The following is a 16,216-nucleotide window of genomic DNA, read 5'->3' as shown; positions in this document are numbered from 1 at the left end:
CCGGATAAGGCATTAATGCCGCCATCCAGCAAAAGCGCTTACCTTAACGATAAGTGCTTTGGTGTTCAAGCCTTGAGCGAATCACTCAAAGAACACGGTAATTTTGTTAAACATCGACGGATCGGACTGGTTGCGGGCCACTTTCACCACATCTTCCAGCTTGTCGATCTGGCTTATCATCTGCTCAAGACGTTGATCGTCATTGACCAGTAGCCAGATGCGGCTCTTATCGCTGTCCTGAATCGGTAGACAGAGAATGCCTTCTACGTTGAACGCGCGGCGGGCGAACAGCCCGCAAACGTGAGTCATTACGCCCGGATGGTTGCGTACGGTGAGTTCCAGGATTACGTTGTCATGTGTCTGCTGTTGCATGGCTTATTCCCCCACCATTTCTGTGTTTGCCGCACCCGGCGGCACCATCGGGTACACTTTTTGTTCGGCATCGATGCGCACGTGGATCAGCGCAGGCCCAGGGCGATTAATAATCTCCTGCAACGCTGCCTGTGGGTCCGCTTCGTTATTCAGATCGCAGGTTTCGAGACCAAACCCGGCGGCTATCTGCATAAAGTTAATCATCCCCGGATAGGTCGCGGCAAAAACACCCTGCTTATAGAACAGACTCTGCTGCTGATATACAAGACCCAACGCTTCGTTATTCATCAGGATGATTTTAATATCCAGCTGATTTTCGCTGGCTGTCGCCATTTCCTGAATATTCATCATCAGGCTGCCGTCGCCGGAGAAGCACAGCACTTTTTTGTCGGGATTGGCCAGCGCTGCACCAATTGCCGCTGGCAGGCCAAAGCCCATAGTTCCCAGACCGCCGGAGGTCAGCCACTGACGCGGACGGTTCAGCGGATAAGCCTGTGCCGCCCACATCTGATGCTGGCCTACGTCGGTGGTGATAATAGCGCTATCGTCTACGCAGGCAGCCACGGCGTTGATCAATCCATAGTGGCTGAGCGGGTCGCTTTCCTGCGGAATAGTGCAAGGGAATTCACGTTGTAAATCGGCCACCGTCTGATGCCACGACTCTCGCGGCTGCGCGTCAATTAATGGGATCAATTGCGCCAGAACCTCATCGACATCCGCCTGAATCGCCACGTGCGGTTGTTTGATTTTACCCAGCTCCGCGCGGTCGATATCTACGTGAATGATTTTGGCGTTCGGGCAGAACTGCTCCGTTTTACCAATCGCCCGGTCATCAAAACGTGCGCCCAGAACAATCAATAAATCCGCTTCTTGCAGAATAAAGTTAGTGCTACGCGCGCCGTGCATGCCCAGCATGCCTAACGACAGCGGATGGGCTTTCGGCAACATACCGAGCGCCATTAAGGTCATAGTGGTGGGCAGCATCGCTTTTTCCGCCAGTTCACGCACGCGCTCAGGTGCGTTAATCACGCCGCCGCCGAGGTACAGCACCGGACGCTGTGCGGCGTTAATCATGGCTGCGGCATCGCGAATGCTGTCCTGGCTGAACGCTGGTGCCGCCATTTTCTGCGCAGGCTCCGGCATCTCTTCAATATCAAAAACAGCGGTTTGAATATCCTTAGGAATGTCTATCCACACCGGGCCTGGACGTCCGGACTGCGCAATGCGGAACGCATCGCTCATGACCTGCGGTAATTCACTGATATGGCGGACCAGATAGTTGTGCTTAGTGATGGGGATAGAGATGCCGTAGGTGTCGACTTCCTGGAAGGCGTCGGTGCCTATCATTGAGGCCGGAACCTGCCCGGTGATACACACCAGCGGGATGGAATCCAGACGCGCATCAGCAATGGCGGTCACCAGATTGGTTGCGCCCGGTCCGCTGCAGGCCATACAGACGGCGGGTTTGCCATCGGTTCTCGCCATTCCCTGCGCGATAAACCCAGCTCCTTGCTCGTGGCGCGCCAGGATATGACGGATTTGCGTGCTTTGACTTAAGGCGTCATAGACGGGAAGAATCGATCCGCCGGGAATACCGGTAACAACCTGAATCCCCTGGCGTTCCAGGAAATGAACGATGAATTCTGCGCCCGTAAAACGCGTACGCTTGGATGTTATGCCCGAACTTGCCATGCTCCAGTCCTTTTATTCTGGGCCTTTGCTCCGGGCAGGTCTCTGAAACGAAAAACCCCGCCCGGTTTGCGCCGGCGGGGTTTTGGAATCGTGTGTTGATTCGGACCCTACGGCGCATTGCCGACGACCACCACCACACGCACGACGACCGCTGCGCGAGATGGCGCAGTTTTTAGTAGGGTCGCAGTCAGCATGGAAGGGTTCATTAGGGACCTGTCTGTTTGTTGATTAACTGGATTTATACAAACACAGGTTTTTCAGCGTGACAATGGAAAAATTTTCATCTGCATAAAAATGCGTCAACGATCACATTTCGTTGTGCATTGCTGAAATACAAAAAACCCCGCCGGAGCGAGGTTTTTTTCAGTGCTGTGCGGTTGGTAGCCGCCGAACACACTGTGTTATGTCAACGAAAAAAGTATACGCGTTCTGCGAAGAACACGCAATTTCGGCACGAATTTTGATGGTTTTGAGTATGGAACATGAATAGCGTAACGTCCATAAAATACTGTTAATTTATACAGTGTTTATCTATAATGTCTCGGTACGCAATGTGTTATGCGGGGGCCGCATCGTAAACCGGCGCATCAAAGTCCTGGCTGAAACGGGTGGTGCCGTCAGCGCCTTAACCCCCGTGTGAGCACACTGTGTTATGTCAACAAAGGTGCTGGCAACAGGCAGCGGCGAGGTACGTCAGCACCGTGCTCCTTGTACCAAAAGGAGAGCGTATGAGCCTCGTGGATATCGCTATTCTTATCCTCAAACTCATTGTTGCAGCACTGCAACTACTTGATGCCGTTCTGAAATACGTTAAGTAATTCGGATTCAAGTCGCACCTAAGGGGGGCGGGTAACACTCCGCTCCCCTTTCACCTTCTCCCTGGTGCTTGTGTCGCGCCAATATGTTACGTTTTTATGACATTCTCAGGGAAGAATTCCACCATGACGCTTTCTGTTTTCTGCATTTTGCTGTTCGCCGCGCTGCTGCATGCCAGCTGGAATGCCATTGTTAAAGCTGGAAACGATAAACTGTACTCAGCGATCGGTGTCAGCGGTTCTGCTGCAATTATGGCATTGATTTGCTTACCCTTTGCGCCGCAACCTTCCGCCGCCAGCCTGCCTTTTTTAGCCGTCTCAACTGCGTTGCAAATTGTATATACCGTCCTGGTCGCCAAAACCTATCAGGTTTCGGATATGAGCCAGACCTATCCGTTAATGCGCGGCACAGCGCCGCTGCTGGTCGCAATTATCAGCGTCCTGTTTCTTGGCGATAGCCTCTCTGTTCTAGCCTGGGTGGGGATTGCCACGATCTGTCTGGCGATCCTCGGCATGGCGTTTAACGGACGCAGCAGCTCGCAACGCGGGATCGTGCTGGCGCTCATTAACGCCTGCTTTATCGCCGGATATACGCTGGTTGATGGCACCGGCGTACGTTTATCTGAAACCGCGCTGGGTTATACGCTGTGGACCTTCTTTCTGAACGGCTCCTGCCTGCTGGGCTGGGCGATGATTGCCCGACGCCGGGAAGCGTCGCGCTATCTGGTACAGCAGTGGAAGAAAGGTATTCTTGGTGGGATTGGCACAATGGGTTCTTACGGTCTGGCGCTGTGGGCCATGACTCAGGCTCCGTTGGCGGTAGTCGCTGCGCTGCGTGAAACTTCCATCCTGTTTGGCGCGCTGCTCGCGTGGCTGCTACTGAAAGAAAAGGTTGCCGGAATACGTCTTGTTGCTGCTGGAGGCATTGCCATAGGCGCAGTTTTGCTACGCTTATCATGACCTCTGTAAACCCGATGCAATCCGGCAACATTTGTTGCCGCTTTTTGTTTACATTTCCTGCCGTTCATCGTTTAAACATTCCAGCCCACTATCTGGCCTTCTTTTTCTGTTGTGGTAGATTCCACGCGCATTTACGGGAAAGTGCAGCACCTTATTCTTATTTTTTCACTTTTTGAAAAGTAATCAGCGAAATGAAAAGGCATAGAAGCGTCAATTTGTTGTTGATGTTGGTATTACTGGTGGCGGTAGGTCAGATGGCGCAAACCATTTATATCCCCGCGATTGCTGATATGGCGCGTGAACTGAACGTTCGCGAAGGGGCGGTGCAAAGCGTGATGGCCGCCTATCTGTTGACCTACGGCCTGTCACAACTGATTTACGGCCCACTTTCCGATCGCGTTGGCCGCCGCCCGGTGATCCTCGCCGGGATGTCCATTTTTATGCTGGCTACGCTGGTCGCCATAACCACCCACAGCCTGACGGTATTGATTATCGCCAGCGCAATACAGGGGATGGGAACGGGCGTCGGCGGTGTGATGGCGCGAACTTTACCGCGCGATTTGTATGAAGGCACGCAGTTACGCCACGCTAATAGCCTGTTAAACATGGGAATTCTGGTCAGCCCACTGCTGGCACCGCTGATTGGCGGTATGCTGGATACCCTGTGGAACTGGCGAGCCTGTTACATCTTCCTGCTGGTGCTGTGCGCAGGCGTTACGTTTAGCATGGCGCGCTGGATGCCGGAAACGCGCCCCGCAGGTGCGCCGCGTCCACGGCTTATCGCCAGCTACAAAACGCTGTTTGGCAACAGCTCTTTCACCTGTTACGTGCTGATGCTGATCGGCGGCCTGGCGGGCGTTGCGGTCTTCGAAGCCTGTTCCGGGGTGTTGTTAGGCGCGCGTCTCGGCTTAAGCAGCATGGTGGTCAGTATCCTGTTTATTCTGCCCATTCCGGCGGCATTTTTTGGTGCCTGGTTCGCCGGTCGCCCGAATAAGCGTTTCTCGACGCTAATGTGGCAGTCGGTTATCTGCTGTCTGGTCGCCGGCTTGATGATGTGGATCCCTGGTCTGTTCGACGTGATGAACGTCTGGACGCTGCTGGTTCCCGCCGCACTGTTTTTCTTCGGCGCCGGGATGCTGTTTCCGCTGGCAACCAGCGGCGCAATGGAGCCTTTCCCGTTCCTGGCCGGTACTGCTGGTGCGCTGGTTGGTGGATTACAGAACATTGGTTCCGGCGTGCTGGCGTGGTTCTCTGCCATGCTGCCGCAGACCGGGCAAGCCAGTCTGGGCCTGCTGATGACCCTTATGGGGCTGTTGATTTTTGTTTGCTGGCTTCCGCTGGCGTCACGCGTGTCGCATCAGGGACAGGCGGTTTAAGCGTATGATGGCCCGGCTTCTCGCCGGGCTTTTCACACTCAGGGGCAATCATGGTATTCAACAACGGCTCCAGCGCCGGTCTCCATGCCCCTTCCTCACCATCATAGAACTGCGTATCCGCATTGATAGCATAGGGAACTTTCGCTTTCTTCAGCTCGCAAGCCATAAAGCGGGCAAACGCCATTTGCGAGGCAGAAGGCGCATTCCTGATGGTTTCTCCCGGCGACCAGCCTCCTACCCAACTAACATGACCGGTTTTCTGCTGCCAGTGAATGGCAGTATTGATACGGGCGCGAATGGCGGCCTTTTCTGCCGCTGTCCCTGAGGTCCACGGGTATTTACCGTTATTTTTCAGCGGCCCCCACGGGAAAATATGCCATTGGGCCAACACGGTATTCTGACTTTGCGGCGGCAACTTTAGGTTGGGTAAATCTTCCGGTGCGGCATGCAGTTTCGGCGCGATAAAAATCATTCGCTGTGGATCGATAGCATGGATGGTATGGATGGTTTTGTCATACACCCTATTGAGCGACGCCTGATTATGGTTGAGCTTATCGGCAGGTTCATAAATCAGGTCGAAACCCAGCAGCGGCGAACTTTGACCAAAGTAATGCGCCACCGCCACCCACCAGTTAACCACCTCTTTTTCGTTACTGGCACTGGGGTCTTTTTTATACTCGTCAGCCTGATAGGCGATTATCGGGATCACGCCATACTGCTCGCAGGCTTCCACCAGCTTGCGCAGATGAATGAGCCGCGCCTCCGTAGGCTCACCCGCCACGCGAATACGCACGTGGGTCAACCCTTTCGCCTTATAATCCCTCACCACCAGCGGATCGAATTCACGGATGCCCCGATCGGTACGCGCCCAATCTACGTCCATCCCAACCCCAAGCTGCTGCACATACTGCGCCGCCGTCAACGCAGGTTGCGCGGCACACACGGTGGCGCTGGCCAACAGTAAAAGGGAAACAATCGGCTTTAACACGGTCGTCCTTACGCAAATCATCAGGAGTGATATCACGTATTTAGCACGCTTTTTCACTTTCCGTGTAGAGCGAAAGCGTAAAAAATATTCGCGACCCGCTTATTTAACCTGCTCCTGTAGCCAGCCAATAAACGCCTCGATTTTCGGCCACTGCCTGCCGGGCAGCGTGGTGATGTAGTAATGCTGATGACATTTCAGCGCCATATCGCCAAAAGGCGCAATCAATTCTCCGCTGTCGAGGCGTTTTTGCACCAGCCGTTTTCGGCCCATCGCCACGCCGATATGGTTCATTGCCGCAATTACTGCTAAATCAGAACGATCAAAACCAATCCCCGACGATGTCGGCAAATTCGCCGCAAAATGCTGCGCCCAACTGTGCCATTCATCGGTCCCGGAATCGTTACTCCACGCCTGTCTGTCGTGCAGCAACGTACAGTGCGGCAAATTCACCAGCGAACCGGTAAGGTCATGGCGGCGGGCGTAGTCCGGGCTGCACACCGGCAGGATCTCTTCATCCATCAGGAAGTGATGCGTGAGTTGCGCGGAGGGTGCATCGTCAAAATAGATGGCGAGATCGATACCCGCACGCTGTAGATTGACGTTGTCGTTCCCGGTCAACATGGTTAGCGAAATTGACGGGTAGCGACGAGTAAAGTCGCCGAGCGCCGGAACCAGCCAGCACTGGGCGATAGAAGGCCGTGAGTAGACGGTGAGCGTCCCCGAGAGCTCCTGATTCTTAATATCAAGAATCTCCTGGTTGAGCGTGTCCAGTGACGACTTCAGCGCCCAAAATACCCGTTTGCCCTCATGAGTGAGTTCCACTTTGCGATGAGAACGAACAAATAATTGGATACCAAGCTCATCTTCAAGCTGATTTATGCGATGGCTGACGGCACTGGGACTCAATGACAGCTCGTCTGCCGCCAGCGCAAAAGACTGATGCCGGGCCGCCACTTCAAAAGTATACAGCTTTGACAACTGCCAGCCGTTGAGCAGCCGGTTTCTGACTTCGCGTAGGGGATCCATTCTCACCTCCTTTCCTTCTGATTCATGCGCTGGAGTGTAAAAAAGTTCGCTGCAAAAATCAGCTCAAAGGTGAATCAGAGTGAACCATATCGCATAAACAAAGCGCAATTAGACATAAATCACTCATTTGATGCAATCTAGCTCATGTGAAGGGGGATTTATATCGTTTGTCAGACCATGCCTTATTTTTGTCCAATAACCCTATATTAATCACAGGGCAAGGTGAGTTATGCACTCTCAAATCTGGGTTGTGAGCACGCTGCTGATAAGCATCGTGTTAATCGTTTTGACCATCGTGAAGTTCAAATTCCACCCGTTTCTGGCGCTACTGTTAGCCAGCTTCTTCGTGGGTACGATGATGGGCATGGGGCCGTTGGATATGGTCAATGCCATTGAGAGTGGCATCGGCGGTACGCTGGGCTTCCTCGCCGCGGTTATCGGCCTTGGGACCATTCTGGGCAAAATGATGGAAGTGTCCGGCGCAGCCGAACGCATTGGCCTGACGCTGCAGCGCTGCCGCTGGCTATCCGCCGACGTCATTATGGTTCTGGTTGGGCTGATTTGCGGGATCACGCTGTTTGTTGAAGTCGGCGTGGTGCTGTTGATTCCACTGGCCTTTTCAATTGCCAAGAAAACCAATACTTCATTACTGAAGCTGGCGATTCCGCTGTGTACGGCGCTGATGGCGGTGCACTGCGTGGTACCACCGCATCCGGCTGCCCTGTTCGTGGCTAACAAGCTGGGCGCAGACATTGGCACCGTGATTGTCTACGGCTTACTGGTCGGCTTGATGGCCTCGCTGATAGGCGGTCCTCTGTACCTGAAATTCCTGGGTAACCGTCTGCCGTTTAAACCGGTTCCGGCTGAGTTTTCTGACCTTAAAGTGCGTGACGAAAGTACGCTACCGTCGCTGGGTGCTACGCTGTTTACCGTTCTGCTGCCGATTGGCCTGATGCTGGTAAAAACCGTCGCTGAGCTGAACATGGCGAAAGGCAGCACGGTATATACGCTGCTGGAGTTTATTGGTAACCCGATCACCGCGATGTTTATTGCCGTTTTCGTTGCCTATTACATTCTCGGCCTGCGTCAGCACATCGGTATGGGTACGTTGCTGACCCACACTGAAAACGGTTTTGGCTCCATCGCTAACATTCTGTTGATTATCGGCGCAGGCGGCGCGTTCAACGCTATCCTCAAGAGCAGTGGGCTGGCGGATACTCTTGCGCTGATCCTCTCGAACATGCATATGCACCCGATTCTGCTGGCGTGGCTGGTGGCGTTAATCCTGCATGCCGCGGTGGGTTCCGCCACGGTGGCAATGATGGGCGCCACGGCAATCGTTGCACCGATGCTGCCGCTCTATCCCAACGTCAGCCCGGAGATCATCGCCATTGCTATCGGTTCCGGCGCTATTGGCTGCACGATCGTTACCGATTCCCTCTTCTGGCTGGTGAAGCAATACTGCGGTGCCACCCTGAATGAAACGTTTAAATACTATACGACCGCGACATTTATCGCGTCCGTGATTGCACTGGCTTGCACATTCCTGCTTTCCTTTATTATCTAAGCGCAAAGAGACTGACTATGGAAAACATTCAAACACTTATCGCCCAGCATCCTTTAGTGGAAGATCTGGTTGCTCTCAAGGAGACAACCTGGTTTAACCCTGGCACCACCTCTCTTGCGGAAGGTTTACCGTATGTTGGCCTGACTGAACACGATGTTCAGGATGCCCACGCCCGTCTGACGCGCTTTGCGCCGTACCTGGCAAAGGCATTCCCGGAAACCGCGGCCACCGGCGGCATTATTGAATCTGAGCTGGCCGCGATTCCGGCCATGCAAAAGCGGCTGGAGAAAGAGTACGGGCAGCGCATCAATGGCGAAATTCTGCTGAAGAAAGACAGTCACCTGCCAATTTCTGGCTCGATTAAAGCCCGTGGTGGCATTTATGAAGTACTGACCCACGCGGAAAAACTGGCGCTGGAAGCCGGTCTGCTGACCACACAAGACGATTACAGCGTTCTGCTTTCGCCCGAATTCAAACAGTTCTTTAGCCAGTACAGCATCGCGGTAGGCTCCACCGGTAACCTCGGCATGTCGATTGGCATTATGAGCGCCCGTATCGGCTTTAAGGTGACGGTGCATATGTCGGCCGATGCCCGCGCATGGAAAAAAGCCAAACTGCGCAGTCACGGTGTGACGGTCGTGGAGTATGAAGAAGATTACGGCGTGGCGGTTGAACAGGGCCGTAAGGCGGCGGAGTCCGATCCAAACTGCTTCTTTATCGATGATGAAAATTCCCGCACGCTGTTTTTAGGCTATGCGGTGGCCGGACAGCGCTTAAAGGCGCAGTTTGCCCAGCAGGGGCGCGTGGTGGATGCAGACCATCCACTGTTTGTTTACCTGCCATGCGGCGTCGGCGGTGGCCCTGGCGGCGTGGCGTTTGGCCTGAAGCTGGCGTTTGGCGATAACGTGCACTGCTTCTTCGCAGAACCAACCCATTCACCGTGCATGCTGCTGGGGATTTATACCGGACTGCACGATACGATTTCCGTGCAGGATATTGGCATCGACAACCTGACGGCGGCTGATGGGCTGGCTGTCGGCCGTGCGTCTGGCTTTGTTGGCCGGGCAATGGAACGTCTGCTCGACGGTCTGTACACCCTGGACGATCAGACTATGTACGACATGCTGGGCTGGCTGGCGCAGGAAGAAGGTATTCGCCTCGAACCGTCAGCGCTGGCAGGGATGGCCGGTCCGCAACACGTTTGCGCCTCTGCTGACTATCAGCACATGCACGGCTTCAGCGCGGATCAGCTCAATAACGCCACCCACCTGGTGTGGGCGACCGGCGGTGGAATGGTCCCGGAAGATGAAATGGCGCAGTATCTGGCCAAAGGACGTTAAATACCGCTGAGCTTAACGCAGCATCGCCATCAGCTCCATCGGTGAGCGATGCTGCTTAAGCAGGTCACGCATCACGCGCATATGCGGTGCGGTATGGCTGAAGAAAGCCTGATAGCCTGCACACAGCACGCCCTTTCCATTTTCCTCGCAGTACGCAGGACAATCACCGTGGTAATATTGAAACAATGAGCATGTCTGGCAACGCGTATTCATTGATGACATGGTCTGTCGTTCAATCTGTGCCGTCAGACCACACCACTGGCGAAGCGTTTTATCGAAAAGCTGGATAGATATCTGATTAATATCTTCACGTACCCAGATATCAAATATCGTAATTAAAAATCGGCCCCATGCCTCAGACGTAACCGATTCGTCTGTCAGATGACCTGAACCATCGAGCTTAACCAGCGGAATAAACTGTACCAGGCGAACATTTCCTTGTTGCAAACCACGGTACACTTCAACCGGTTGTAAACACTTCTGATGGTCAATCACCACGTTTAAAACATCATCACTAACATCCATGTTCTCACATCCTGTCATGCAAAATTCCCGATAAATACGATAAGTTGGCGAACATGCGTTACAGCAAACAGCATTGCGAGGGATAACACCGCGAGGGAGATCATAAATTTGTCACGCACCGCGCGAGATTCAGAAAAATCGCTATGACTCACATCCATCAGATTACGGCTGCGGGTGTAGCGCCAGAGGATAATCGCCACTATCGCCAGCACAACTACCGATATCCAGAACAACGCTCCCGCCTGGTGCCAGTTGTGCTTAATCGCCAGCGCCATTAACGCGCCATAGCCCAACAACGTGCGAAACCAGGCCAGTGAAGTCCGCTCCGGTTGTAACCCCGGATCAGCGATGCGTCGGGATTTGCGGCTATCCGGCATACAGCACCAGCGTCATGACAATCACCGCCACAATAGTCAGCATGACGCTGATAATCAGCAGGCTGTGGGTGTAGGGCAAGTCCTCTTTCAGTCGCATCGCCTTTTCGTTACGTAGCCAGCGCAGATAGCCGTAGATCGCCAGACCGCCGGCAAATAGACACAGCAACAAGGCAAGCGCCTCACGGATGACCGGCGTGGCAAAATCCGGGGCCAGTTGATCAAGGCCAACCCCCGCCGCCAGAAATCCGAGCGCGGTGCGGATCCACGCCAGAAAGGTACGTTCATTTGCCAGTGAGAAGCGATAATCCGGTGCTTCTCCAAGGCGAGAAATCTTCATGACAGCTCCTTAAATATTGTTGTCTGGTCGTTATACCGGAACAGTTAAGGAGTATGAACCTGATTCTCAAACGAGAGGGCGAGTCGGGTGATGAGACAATGGGAAAGAGAGAGGGTGTTTGTAATGCCGGATGGAGAGTTGCGTTTTATCCGGCCGACAGGAGATGCAGGCCGGATAAGTCAGTTTTAACCTAATCCCCAGAAGAGCACCGCCAACAGTTGCGGGGTGATAATCCTCAGGAACATGACCAGTGGATAAACGGTAGCGTAGGAGAGCGCTGCTGCCCCGCTGGTGGCATGCAGGTTATTAGCAAACGCCAGAGCCGGGGGATCGGTCATTGAGCCAGCCAACATGCCGCACAGCGTCAGATAGTTCATTTTGGCAAAGATTCGCGCCAGCAAGCCCACGGTAATGAGCGGAATCGCGGTAATGAAAATACCGTAACCCACCCAGCTCAGGCCATCGCCCTGTGTTAGGGTATCGACAAAATCACCGCCTGACTTCAGACCCACCACCGCAAGAAACAGCACGATACCCAACTCTCGCAACGCCAGGTTAGCGCTGGGAGGCATAAACCAGTACAGCTTACCGATGCTACCAATACGCCCCAGGATCAGGGCCATAATCAGCGGCCCGCCGGCCAACCCCAGTTTCAACGCCACCGGGAACCCCGGGATGAACAGCGGGATTGAACCCAGTAGAACACCCAGCCCGATACCGATAAATACCGGCAGCATCTGCACCTGCTGCAGTTTTTGCTGCGCGTTACCCACAACATTGGCAACGGCATCAATGGACGAAGGACGTCCCACCAGATTGAGGATATCCCCGAATTGCAGGCTGGCGTCACTGCTGGCTACCAGCTCAACACCTGCACGGTTCAGGCGGGAAATCACCACGTCGTAACGTTCTTTAAAGTGCAGGTCGCGGATTCGTTTACCCAGCACCTGTTCGTTGGTCACCACCACGCGTTCGACGCGTAAATCGGTACCTCGCGTAGACAGCGATGTGTCTACCTCCTGCCCAATCACCACCTGCGCGTTATGCAGGTCAGCAGGCTGTCCGACCAGGTGTAGCAGGTCGCCCATCTGGATAACCGTCCCTGGCGACGGCACCATCAATGTCTCGTCACGTTTCAGACGCGAGCAGATGATTTTGTCGCTGTTCAGAATCGGGACATCCTGAATCGCCATATTGTTGATGTTTGGGTTTTCCACGCGGATGTTCATCGTCTGAATCAGTGCGTGCCCGTTGGTCAGCGTGGATTCATGCTGCTGGGCTTCAGCATCGACGTTAACGCGGAAAATAAGGCGCATCAGCCACATGGTCAGTAAAATTCCGCAGATGCCGAAAGGATAAGCCATGGCATAGCTCATCCCCATCTGGTCAACCACATCGCCAGGCGTACCTAAATCGCGCAGAATTTGCTGCCCCGCACCTAACGCCGGGGTATTGGTGACCGCTCCAGAGAATATTCCCAGCACCACAGGGAGAGGAATGGCAAAAATCTTATGCAGGATCGCAGTGACCAGGCCACCCATGATGACAATCAGCACAGCAAACAGATTCAGCCGCAGGCCCGAAACGCGCAGAGAAGCAAAAAAGCCCGGCCCCACCTGAATACCAATGGTGTAGACGAAAAGAATCAGGCCAAATTCCTGAATAAAATGCAGCATGTCGCCGCTCAGGGTCATCCCTGCCTGATCGACAAAATGCCCGACGATAATACCGCCGAACAGCACGCCTCCAATGCCAAAACCCACACCACGTATTTTTATGTTGCCGATCCATAACCCGACAACTGCCACTAATGCCAGAACGCTGACCGTCAATGCTATATCACTCATTATTCTGTTCCCTGTGAATAACATCATTAAGTAAATGGATTCTCGCAGAGTACAGTCGCAATGTATGGGTGGTAAAGCACAAAAAAGCCCCGTCATTTCTGGCGGGGCAAAGGCATGGAGCTATTTAACTATCTAATGCAGGACGTTCGCTGATGGCGATACGTTGTGGAGCAATGGTTTCAGGTTCATTCCGGGTCAAATCAATATGCAGCAAGCCGTTAGTGAAGCTTGCGCCGGAGACCTCCATATTTTCAGCCAGCGTAAAGCTCAGGCTGAACGGCTGAGTGACCAGCCCCTGATGCAACCATTTGGTCTCTTTTTCCGGCTGCTGCGGCGTACCTTTCACGGTCAGGCGCGTGCCTTCCAGTTGAATATCCAGATCTTCCTGGCGGAAACCGGCTAACGCAAGGGTAATGCGGTAGTGGTTATCATCGCTCTTTTCGATGTTATAAGGCGGGAAGCTCTGGCTTTCACCGGTGTTTTGCAAGGCATTGGCCAGTTTGTCAAAACCGATCCATTGACGCAGCAGTGGGGATAAATCGTAGTTACGCATAATAATCTCCTTCTAAGAAGCGAGTAGGTACCTTTCGGCTCCCTGACGGCAAGCCGATGACTTAGCAAGGCCGCCTGAAGCGGCCTACAGAATTAGTTGATTTCGATGCGGCGCGGTTTGTTCGCTTCAGGAATCACGCGCTCAAGATCGATATACAGCAGACCATTTACCAGGTTTGCGCCGCGAACATGAATGTTCTCCGCTAACTGGAACTTGCGTTCAAAGTTGCGCTCGGCAATACCCTGATACAGGTAAGTACGTTCTTTTTGATCGTCCGCATGGGCGCCTTTTACCACCAGCAGATTGTCCTGGGCAGTAATTTCCAGTTCGCTTTCAGCAAAACCGGCAACGGCAATTGCAATGCGGTAATGGTTTTCGTCTACCAGCTCAACGTTGTACGGAGGGTAGCCGCCATTGCTCTGGCCCTGATTGTTTTCCAGCAGGTTGAACAGACGGTCAAAACCAATAGCAGAACGGTACAGCGGGGATAAATCAAAGTTACGCATAATCAATAGCTCCTGAAATCAGCGAGAATATTGACCTTCCATCATGGACAGGTCAGGTAGCCAGGACACCCATCTGGCATGCCCTTCATTTGTCTACACTCTAAAAATGGGTCTTAATACAAACTTTTCAAGCGTATTCATCTGACTTTTTTTGCAGTTTGTTGTCTATTGCATACACTGGGGGGAGCAGTTGTTCTCGTTAAATCGCGATGGCCGCCACAGTGCGACGAAATGGTGATGTTATTTTCGCAACGGATCGCTTTAACTCACCATGCAAACACGATAAATACAGATGAATAAATGATGATTAAAAAAATGTTGGTAACACTGACGATGTGTAGTGGGATGGCGTTTGTAAGCGGTTGTTCCAGCATCATGTCGCATACAGGTGGCAAAGAAGGGACGTATCCTGGCACGCGAGCCAGTGCCACAATGATTAGCGAAAGTGATACAAACTGGGGAACCAAGTCGCTGGCGATTCTGGATATGCCTTTTACCGCGGTGCTCGATACGGTATTGCTACCTTGGGATCTCTTTCGCAAAGATAACTCGGTGAGATCCCGCGTAGAAAAGAGCGAGGAGAGAACCCAGGCCACGAACGCCGTTATTCCCCCGGCAGAAATGTCTGCTCCATAAATTAACGCCCGGTTTCAGTCACCCACAGCTGGCGGAAACCCTCGACGTCTTCCATCCACGTAACCTGTCGACCATCAGGGGAGAAGACGATCGCATCGGCCGACGGCGGGTTATCATGACGTTCCGTTAAAAAATCAATCTCGCCCGTTTGAACATCACAACAGGCAATTCTGTTCTCCAGTACAAATCCCAGCCATTTCCCCGATGGGTGCCAGTTAAAGGCTGACTGAATATTCGTAGCGCACTGGGTAAGCTGACGCAGCGATCCACCCTGTGGGGAAATCAGCCATAGCTGTACAATACCGTTGTCATCACGCATTAAAAACGCAATCTCAGATGCCTTTGGATTACTGCGTACCCAGTGGCGAGGCTGATTCACCAGCCCCGGGAAGGCGCGCTCATGGGTAAACGTTAGACGGCGTTGGCGAATACCAGATGGCGGCGCAGGCATGGTCATGTCAGTCCCCTCCAGAGGCGCGTCCCCCGGCTGTTTCCAGCCGCTTTCATCCTGTGGCAAATCAACAATAAACAGCTCCGGTACTTTCTCGCCAGTGGTTGATAGCGTATCACCGATAAACGCCAGCCTGTTTTCTCCAACCCAGCCCTCTTCATAGGCGCGGTTAATCTCATCGCTACCCGGTTTTGGCGTTGGTGTCGTCTGGCTCACCAGCACGCACCAATGGCTGCCACTGTATTCACGCGGATGCTGCGCGGAGACCTTCACCGGACCATACGGTGCAGCCACACCGACGTTGCGTAAATCGAGCGCCGGAGAGCGCTCATGCAGAACATGGTCGTTATAGGTGAAACTGACAAACTCACCGTTCGGGCTAAAAACATGCACATGACTCCCGCCGCGCAGCGCACCTGGCGTATAGGGCGCAGTAATATCCATTGCATCCAGATTCTCCACCCCAGCCTGCGTAACAATCACCCCACGACGATGATGGAAGTCGTAATGCCATGTTTCATCAGGATTTTCAGGCCCGTGAATGAAGACATATTTTTCCAACTTTGGATGAACGGTCACCACGCCAACGTGCGATCCCTGAGTAGCCCGGTAAATCACCTCCAGCTCGCCAGTATGGATATTGACGCGCTCAATTGTTTCACCGGTAAAGGAAGCGCCGGAAGGGCGCACATCAAAGACCAGCCACTGGCTGTCCGATGTCCAGGTGTTGATATTGGTAAGCTGATGATTACGCGGCGTAAAGGTGATTTGCTTCATGAGATGCCCTGATACAAGACGATTAAAACAATCATACTTCACAAGCACTTCACTTTCAGGCTTTAGCGTAT

The 16,216-nt window shown here is 53.3% G+C and carries 18 protein-coding genes and 1 other annotated feature; of the genes, 6 read left to right on the top strand and 12 right to left on the bottom strand.

Annotated features, from left to right (window positions below; translation table 11 throughout):
- Positions 1 to 81 precede the first annotated feature (81 nt).
- The 3 genes from ilvN to ivbL form a co-directional block, all read right to left on the bottom strand.
- Positions 82 to 372, bottom strand: a complete 291-nt coding sequence (gene ilvN / locus C2U43_RS00660) for an acetolactate synthase small subunit (RefSeq protein ID WP_003023914.1) — start codon at positions 370 to 372, stop codon at positions 82 to 84.
- Between the two features lie 3 nt (positions 373 to 375).
- Positions 376 to 2,064, bottom strand: coding sequence for an acetolactate synthase large subunit (gene ilvB / locus C2U43_RS00655; RefSeq protein ID WP_048215245.1), 1,689 nt, complete (start codon positions 2,062 to 2,064; stop codon positions 376 to 378).
- Between the two features lie 107 nt (positions 2,065 to 2,171).
- Complete coding sequence (gene ivbL / locus C2U43_RS00650) at positions 2,172 to 2,270, bottom strand: ilvB operon leader peptide IvbL (RefSeq protein ID WP_003827118.1); 99 nt, start codon at positions 2,268 to 2,270, stop codon at positions 2,172 to 2,174.
- Between the two features lie 522 nt (positions 2,271 to 2,792).
- Between ivbL and tisB the strand changes: the two genes are divergently transcribed.
- The 3 genes from tisB to emrD all read left to right on the top strand — a co-directional run bounded on the left by tisB (position 2,793) and on the right by emrD (position 5,215).
- Positions 2,793 to 2,882, top strand: a complete 90-nt coding sequence (gene tisB, locus C2U43_RS00645) for a type I toxin-antitoxin system toxin TisB (RefSeq protein WP_003023909.1) — start codon at positions 2,793 to 2,795, stop codon at positions 2,880 to 2,882.
- Positions 2,883 to 3,005: 123 nt separating this feature from the next.
- Positions 3,006 to 3,839, top strand: a complete 834-nt coding sequence (locus tag C2U43_RS00640) for a DMT family transporter (protein WP_020996046.1) — start codon at positions 3,006 to 3,008, stop codon at positions 3,837 to 3,839.
- A 191-nt stretch (positions 3,840 to 4,030) separates the two neighbouring features.
- Positions 4,031 to 5,215 (top strand): multidrug efflux MFS transporter EmrD, encoded by a 1,185-nt coding sequence (emrD, locus tag C2U43_RS00635; protein WP_032934162.1) that lies wholly within the window; start codon positions 4,031 to 4,033, stop codon positions 5,213 to 5,215.
- On the opposite strand, the gene C2U43_RS00630 is transcribed toward emrD, so the two are convergent.
- Together C2U43_RS00630 and dsdC are read right to left on the bottom strand one after the other, a co-directional pair.
- Positions 5,142 to 6,224, bottom strand: coding sequence for a cellulase family glycosylhydrolase (locus C2U43_RS00630; protein ID WP_103285958.1), 1,083 nt, complete (start codon positions 6,222 to 6,224; stop codon positions 5,142 to 5,144). The two genes, emrD and C2U43_RS00630, sit on opposite strands and share 74 nt — an antisense overlap.
- Positions 6,225 to 6,302: 78 nt before the next feature.
- Positions 6,303 to 7,229 carry a DNA-binding transcriptional regulator DsdC gene (gene dsdC / locus C2U43_RS00625; RefSeq protein WP_003827110.1) on the bottom strand — a complete coding sequence of 309 codons (927 nt, stop codon included), beginning with the start codon at positions 7,227 to 7,229 and terminating at the stop codon, positions 6,303 to 6,305.
- 229 nt (positions 7,230 to 7,458) lie between these two features.
- Between dsdC and dsdX the strand changes: the two genes are divergently transcribed.
- A complete protein-coding gene (dsdX, locus tag C2U43_RS00620) occupies positions 7,459 to 8,796 on the top strand; it encodes a D-serine transporter DsdX (protein ID WP_003827107.1) in 1,338 nt (445 codons plus the stop codon).
- 17 nt (positions 8,797 to 8,813) lie between these two features.
- The gene (gene dsdA, locus C2U43_RS00615; RefSeq protein ID WP_103284545.1) at positions 8,814 to 10,136 is read left to right on the top strand and encodes a D-serine ammonia-lyase; all 1,323 of its coding nucleotides are present in this window, start codon (positions 8,814 to 8,816) and stop codon (positions 10,134 to 10,136) included.
- A 12-nt stretch (positions 10,137 to 10,148) separates the two neighbouring features.
- On the opposite strand, the gene C2U43_RS00610 is transcribed toward dsdA, so the two are convergent.
- The 6 genes from C2U43_RS00610 to ibpA form a co-directional block, all read right to left on the bottom strand.
- Positions 10,149 to 10,661, bottom strand: a complete 513-nt coding sequence (locus C2U43_RS00610) for a radical SAM protein (protein ID WP_053069354.1) — start codon at positions 10,659 to 10,661, stop codon at positions 10,149 to 10,151.
- A 14-nt stretch (positions 10,662 to 10,675) separates the two neighbouring features.
- Positions 10,676 to 11,038: a DUF202 domain-containing protein gene (locus C2U43_RS00605; RefSeq protein WP_032945444.1), complete on the bottom strand. Its 363-nt coding sequence runs from the start codon at positions 11,036 to 11,038 to the stop codon at positions 10,676 to 10,678.
- Positions 11,028 to 11,375 carry a YidH family protein gene (locus C2U43_RS00600; protein WP_003023888.1) on the bottom strand — a complete coding sequence of 116 codons (348 nt, stop codon included), beginning with the start codon at positions 11,373 to 11,375 and terminating at the stop codon, positions 11,028 to 11,030. Before C2U43_RS00600 ends, C2U43_RS00605 begins: the two co-directional genes overlap by 11 nt.
- A gap of 185 nt (positions 11,376 to 11,560) precedes the next feature.
- Positions 11,561 to 13,222, bottom strand: coding sequence for a putative transporter (locus tag C2U43_RS00595; RefSeq protein ID WP_048237049.1), 1,662 nt, complete (start codon positions 13,220 to 13,222; stop codon positions 11,561 to 11,563).
- 124 nt (positions 13,223 to 13,346) lie between these two features.
- The gene (ibpB, locus tag C2U43_RS00590) at positions 13,347 to 13,775 is read right to left on the bottom strand and encodes a small heat shock chaperone IbpB (RefSeq protein WP_003827096.1); all 429 of its coding nucleotides are present in this window, start codon (positions 13,773 to 13,775) and stop codon (positions 13,347 to 13,349) included.
- A 92-nt stretch (positions 13,776 to 13,867) separates the two neighbouring features.
- Positions 13,868 to 14,281, bottom strand: a complete 414-nt coding sequence (gene ibpA, locus C2U43_RS00585) for a small heat shock chaperone IbpA (protein WP_003023882.1) — start codon at positions 14,279 to 14,281, stop codon at positions 13,868 to 13,870.
- Positions 14,275 to 14,346 (bottom strand) — a sequence feature (ROSE (Repression Of Heat Shock gene Expression) occurs in the 5'-region of heat shock genes and acts as an RNA thermometer to modulate expression.). (Overlaps the previous gene by 7 nt.)
- 238 nt (positions 14,347 to 14,584) lie before the next feature.
- Here ibpA and C2U43_RS00580 point away from each other — a divergent pair.
- Complete coding sequence (locus C2U43_RS00580) at positions 14,585 to 14,917, top strand: YceK/YidQ family lipoprotein (RefSeq protein WP_003023879.1); 333 nt, start codon at positions 14,585 to 14,587, stop codon at positions 14,915 to 14,917.
- Between the two features lies 1 nt (position 14,918).
- On the opposite strand, the gene C2U43_RS00575 is transcribed toward C2U43_RS00580, so the two are convergent.
- A complete protein-coding gene (locus C2U43_RS00575; protein ID WP_103284544.1) occupies positions 14,919 to 16,145 on the bottom strand; it encodes a DUF3748 domain-containing protein in 1,227 nt (408 codons plus the stop codon).
- Positions 16,146 to 16,216 lie beyond the last annotated feature (71 nt).

Source organism: Citrobacter freundii complex sp. CFNIH9, assembly GCF_002903305.1.
Classification (GTDB): Bacteria; Pseudomonadota; Gammaproteobacteria; order Enterobacterales; family Enterobacteriaceae; genus Citrobacter; species Citrobacter portucalensis.
The sequence above is the reverse complement of the archived record's forward strand: the minus strand, read 5'-3'. Positions and strand labels throughout refer to the sequence as shown.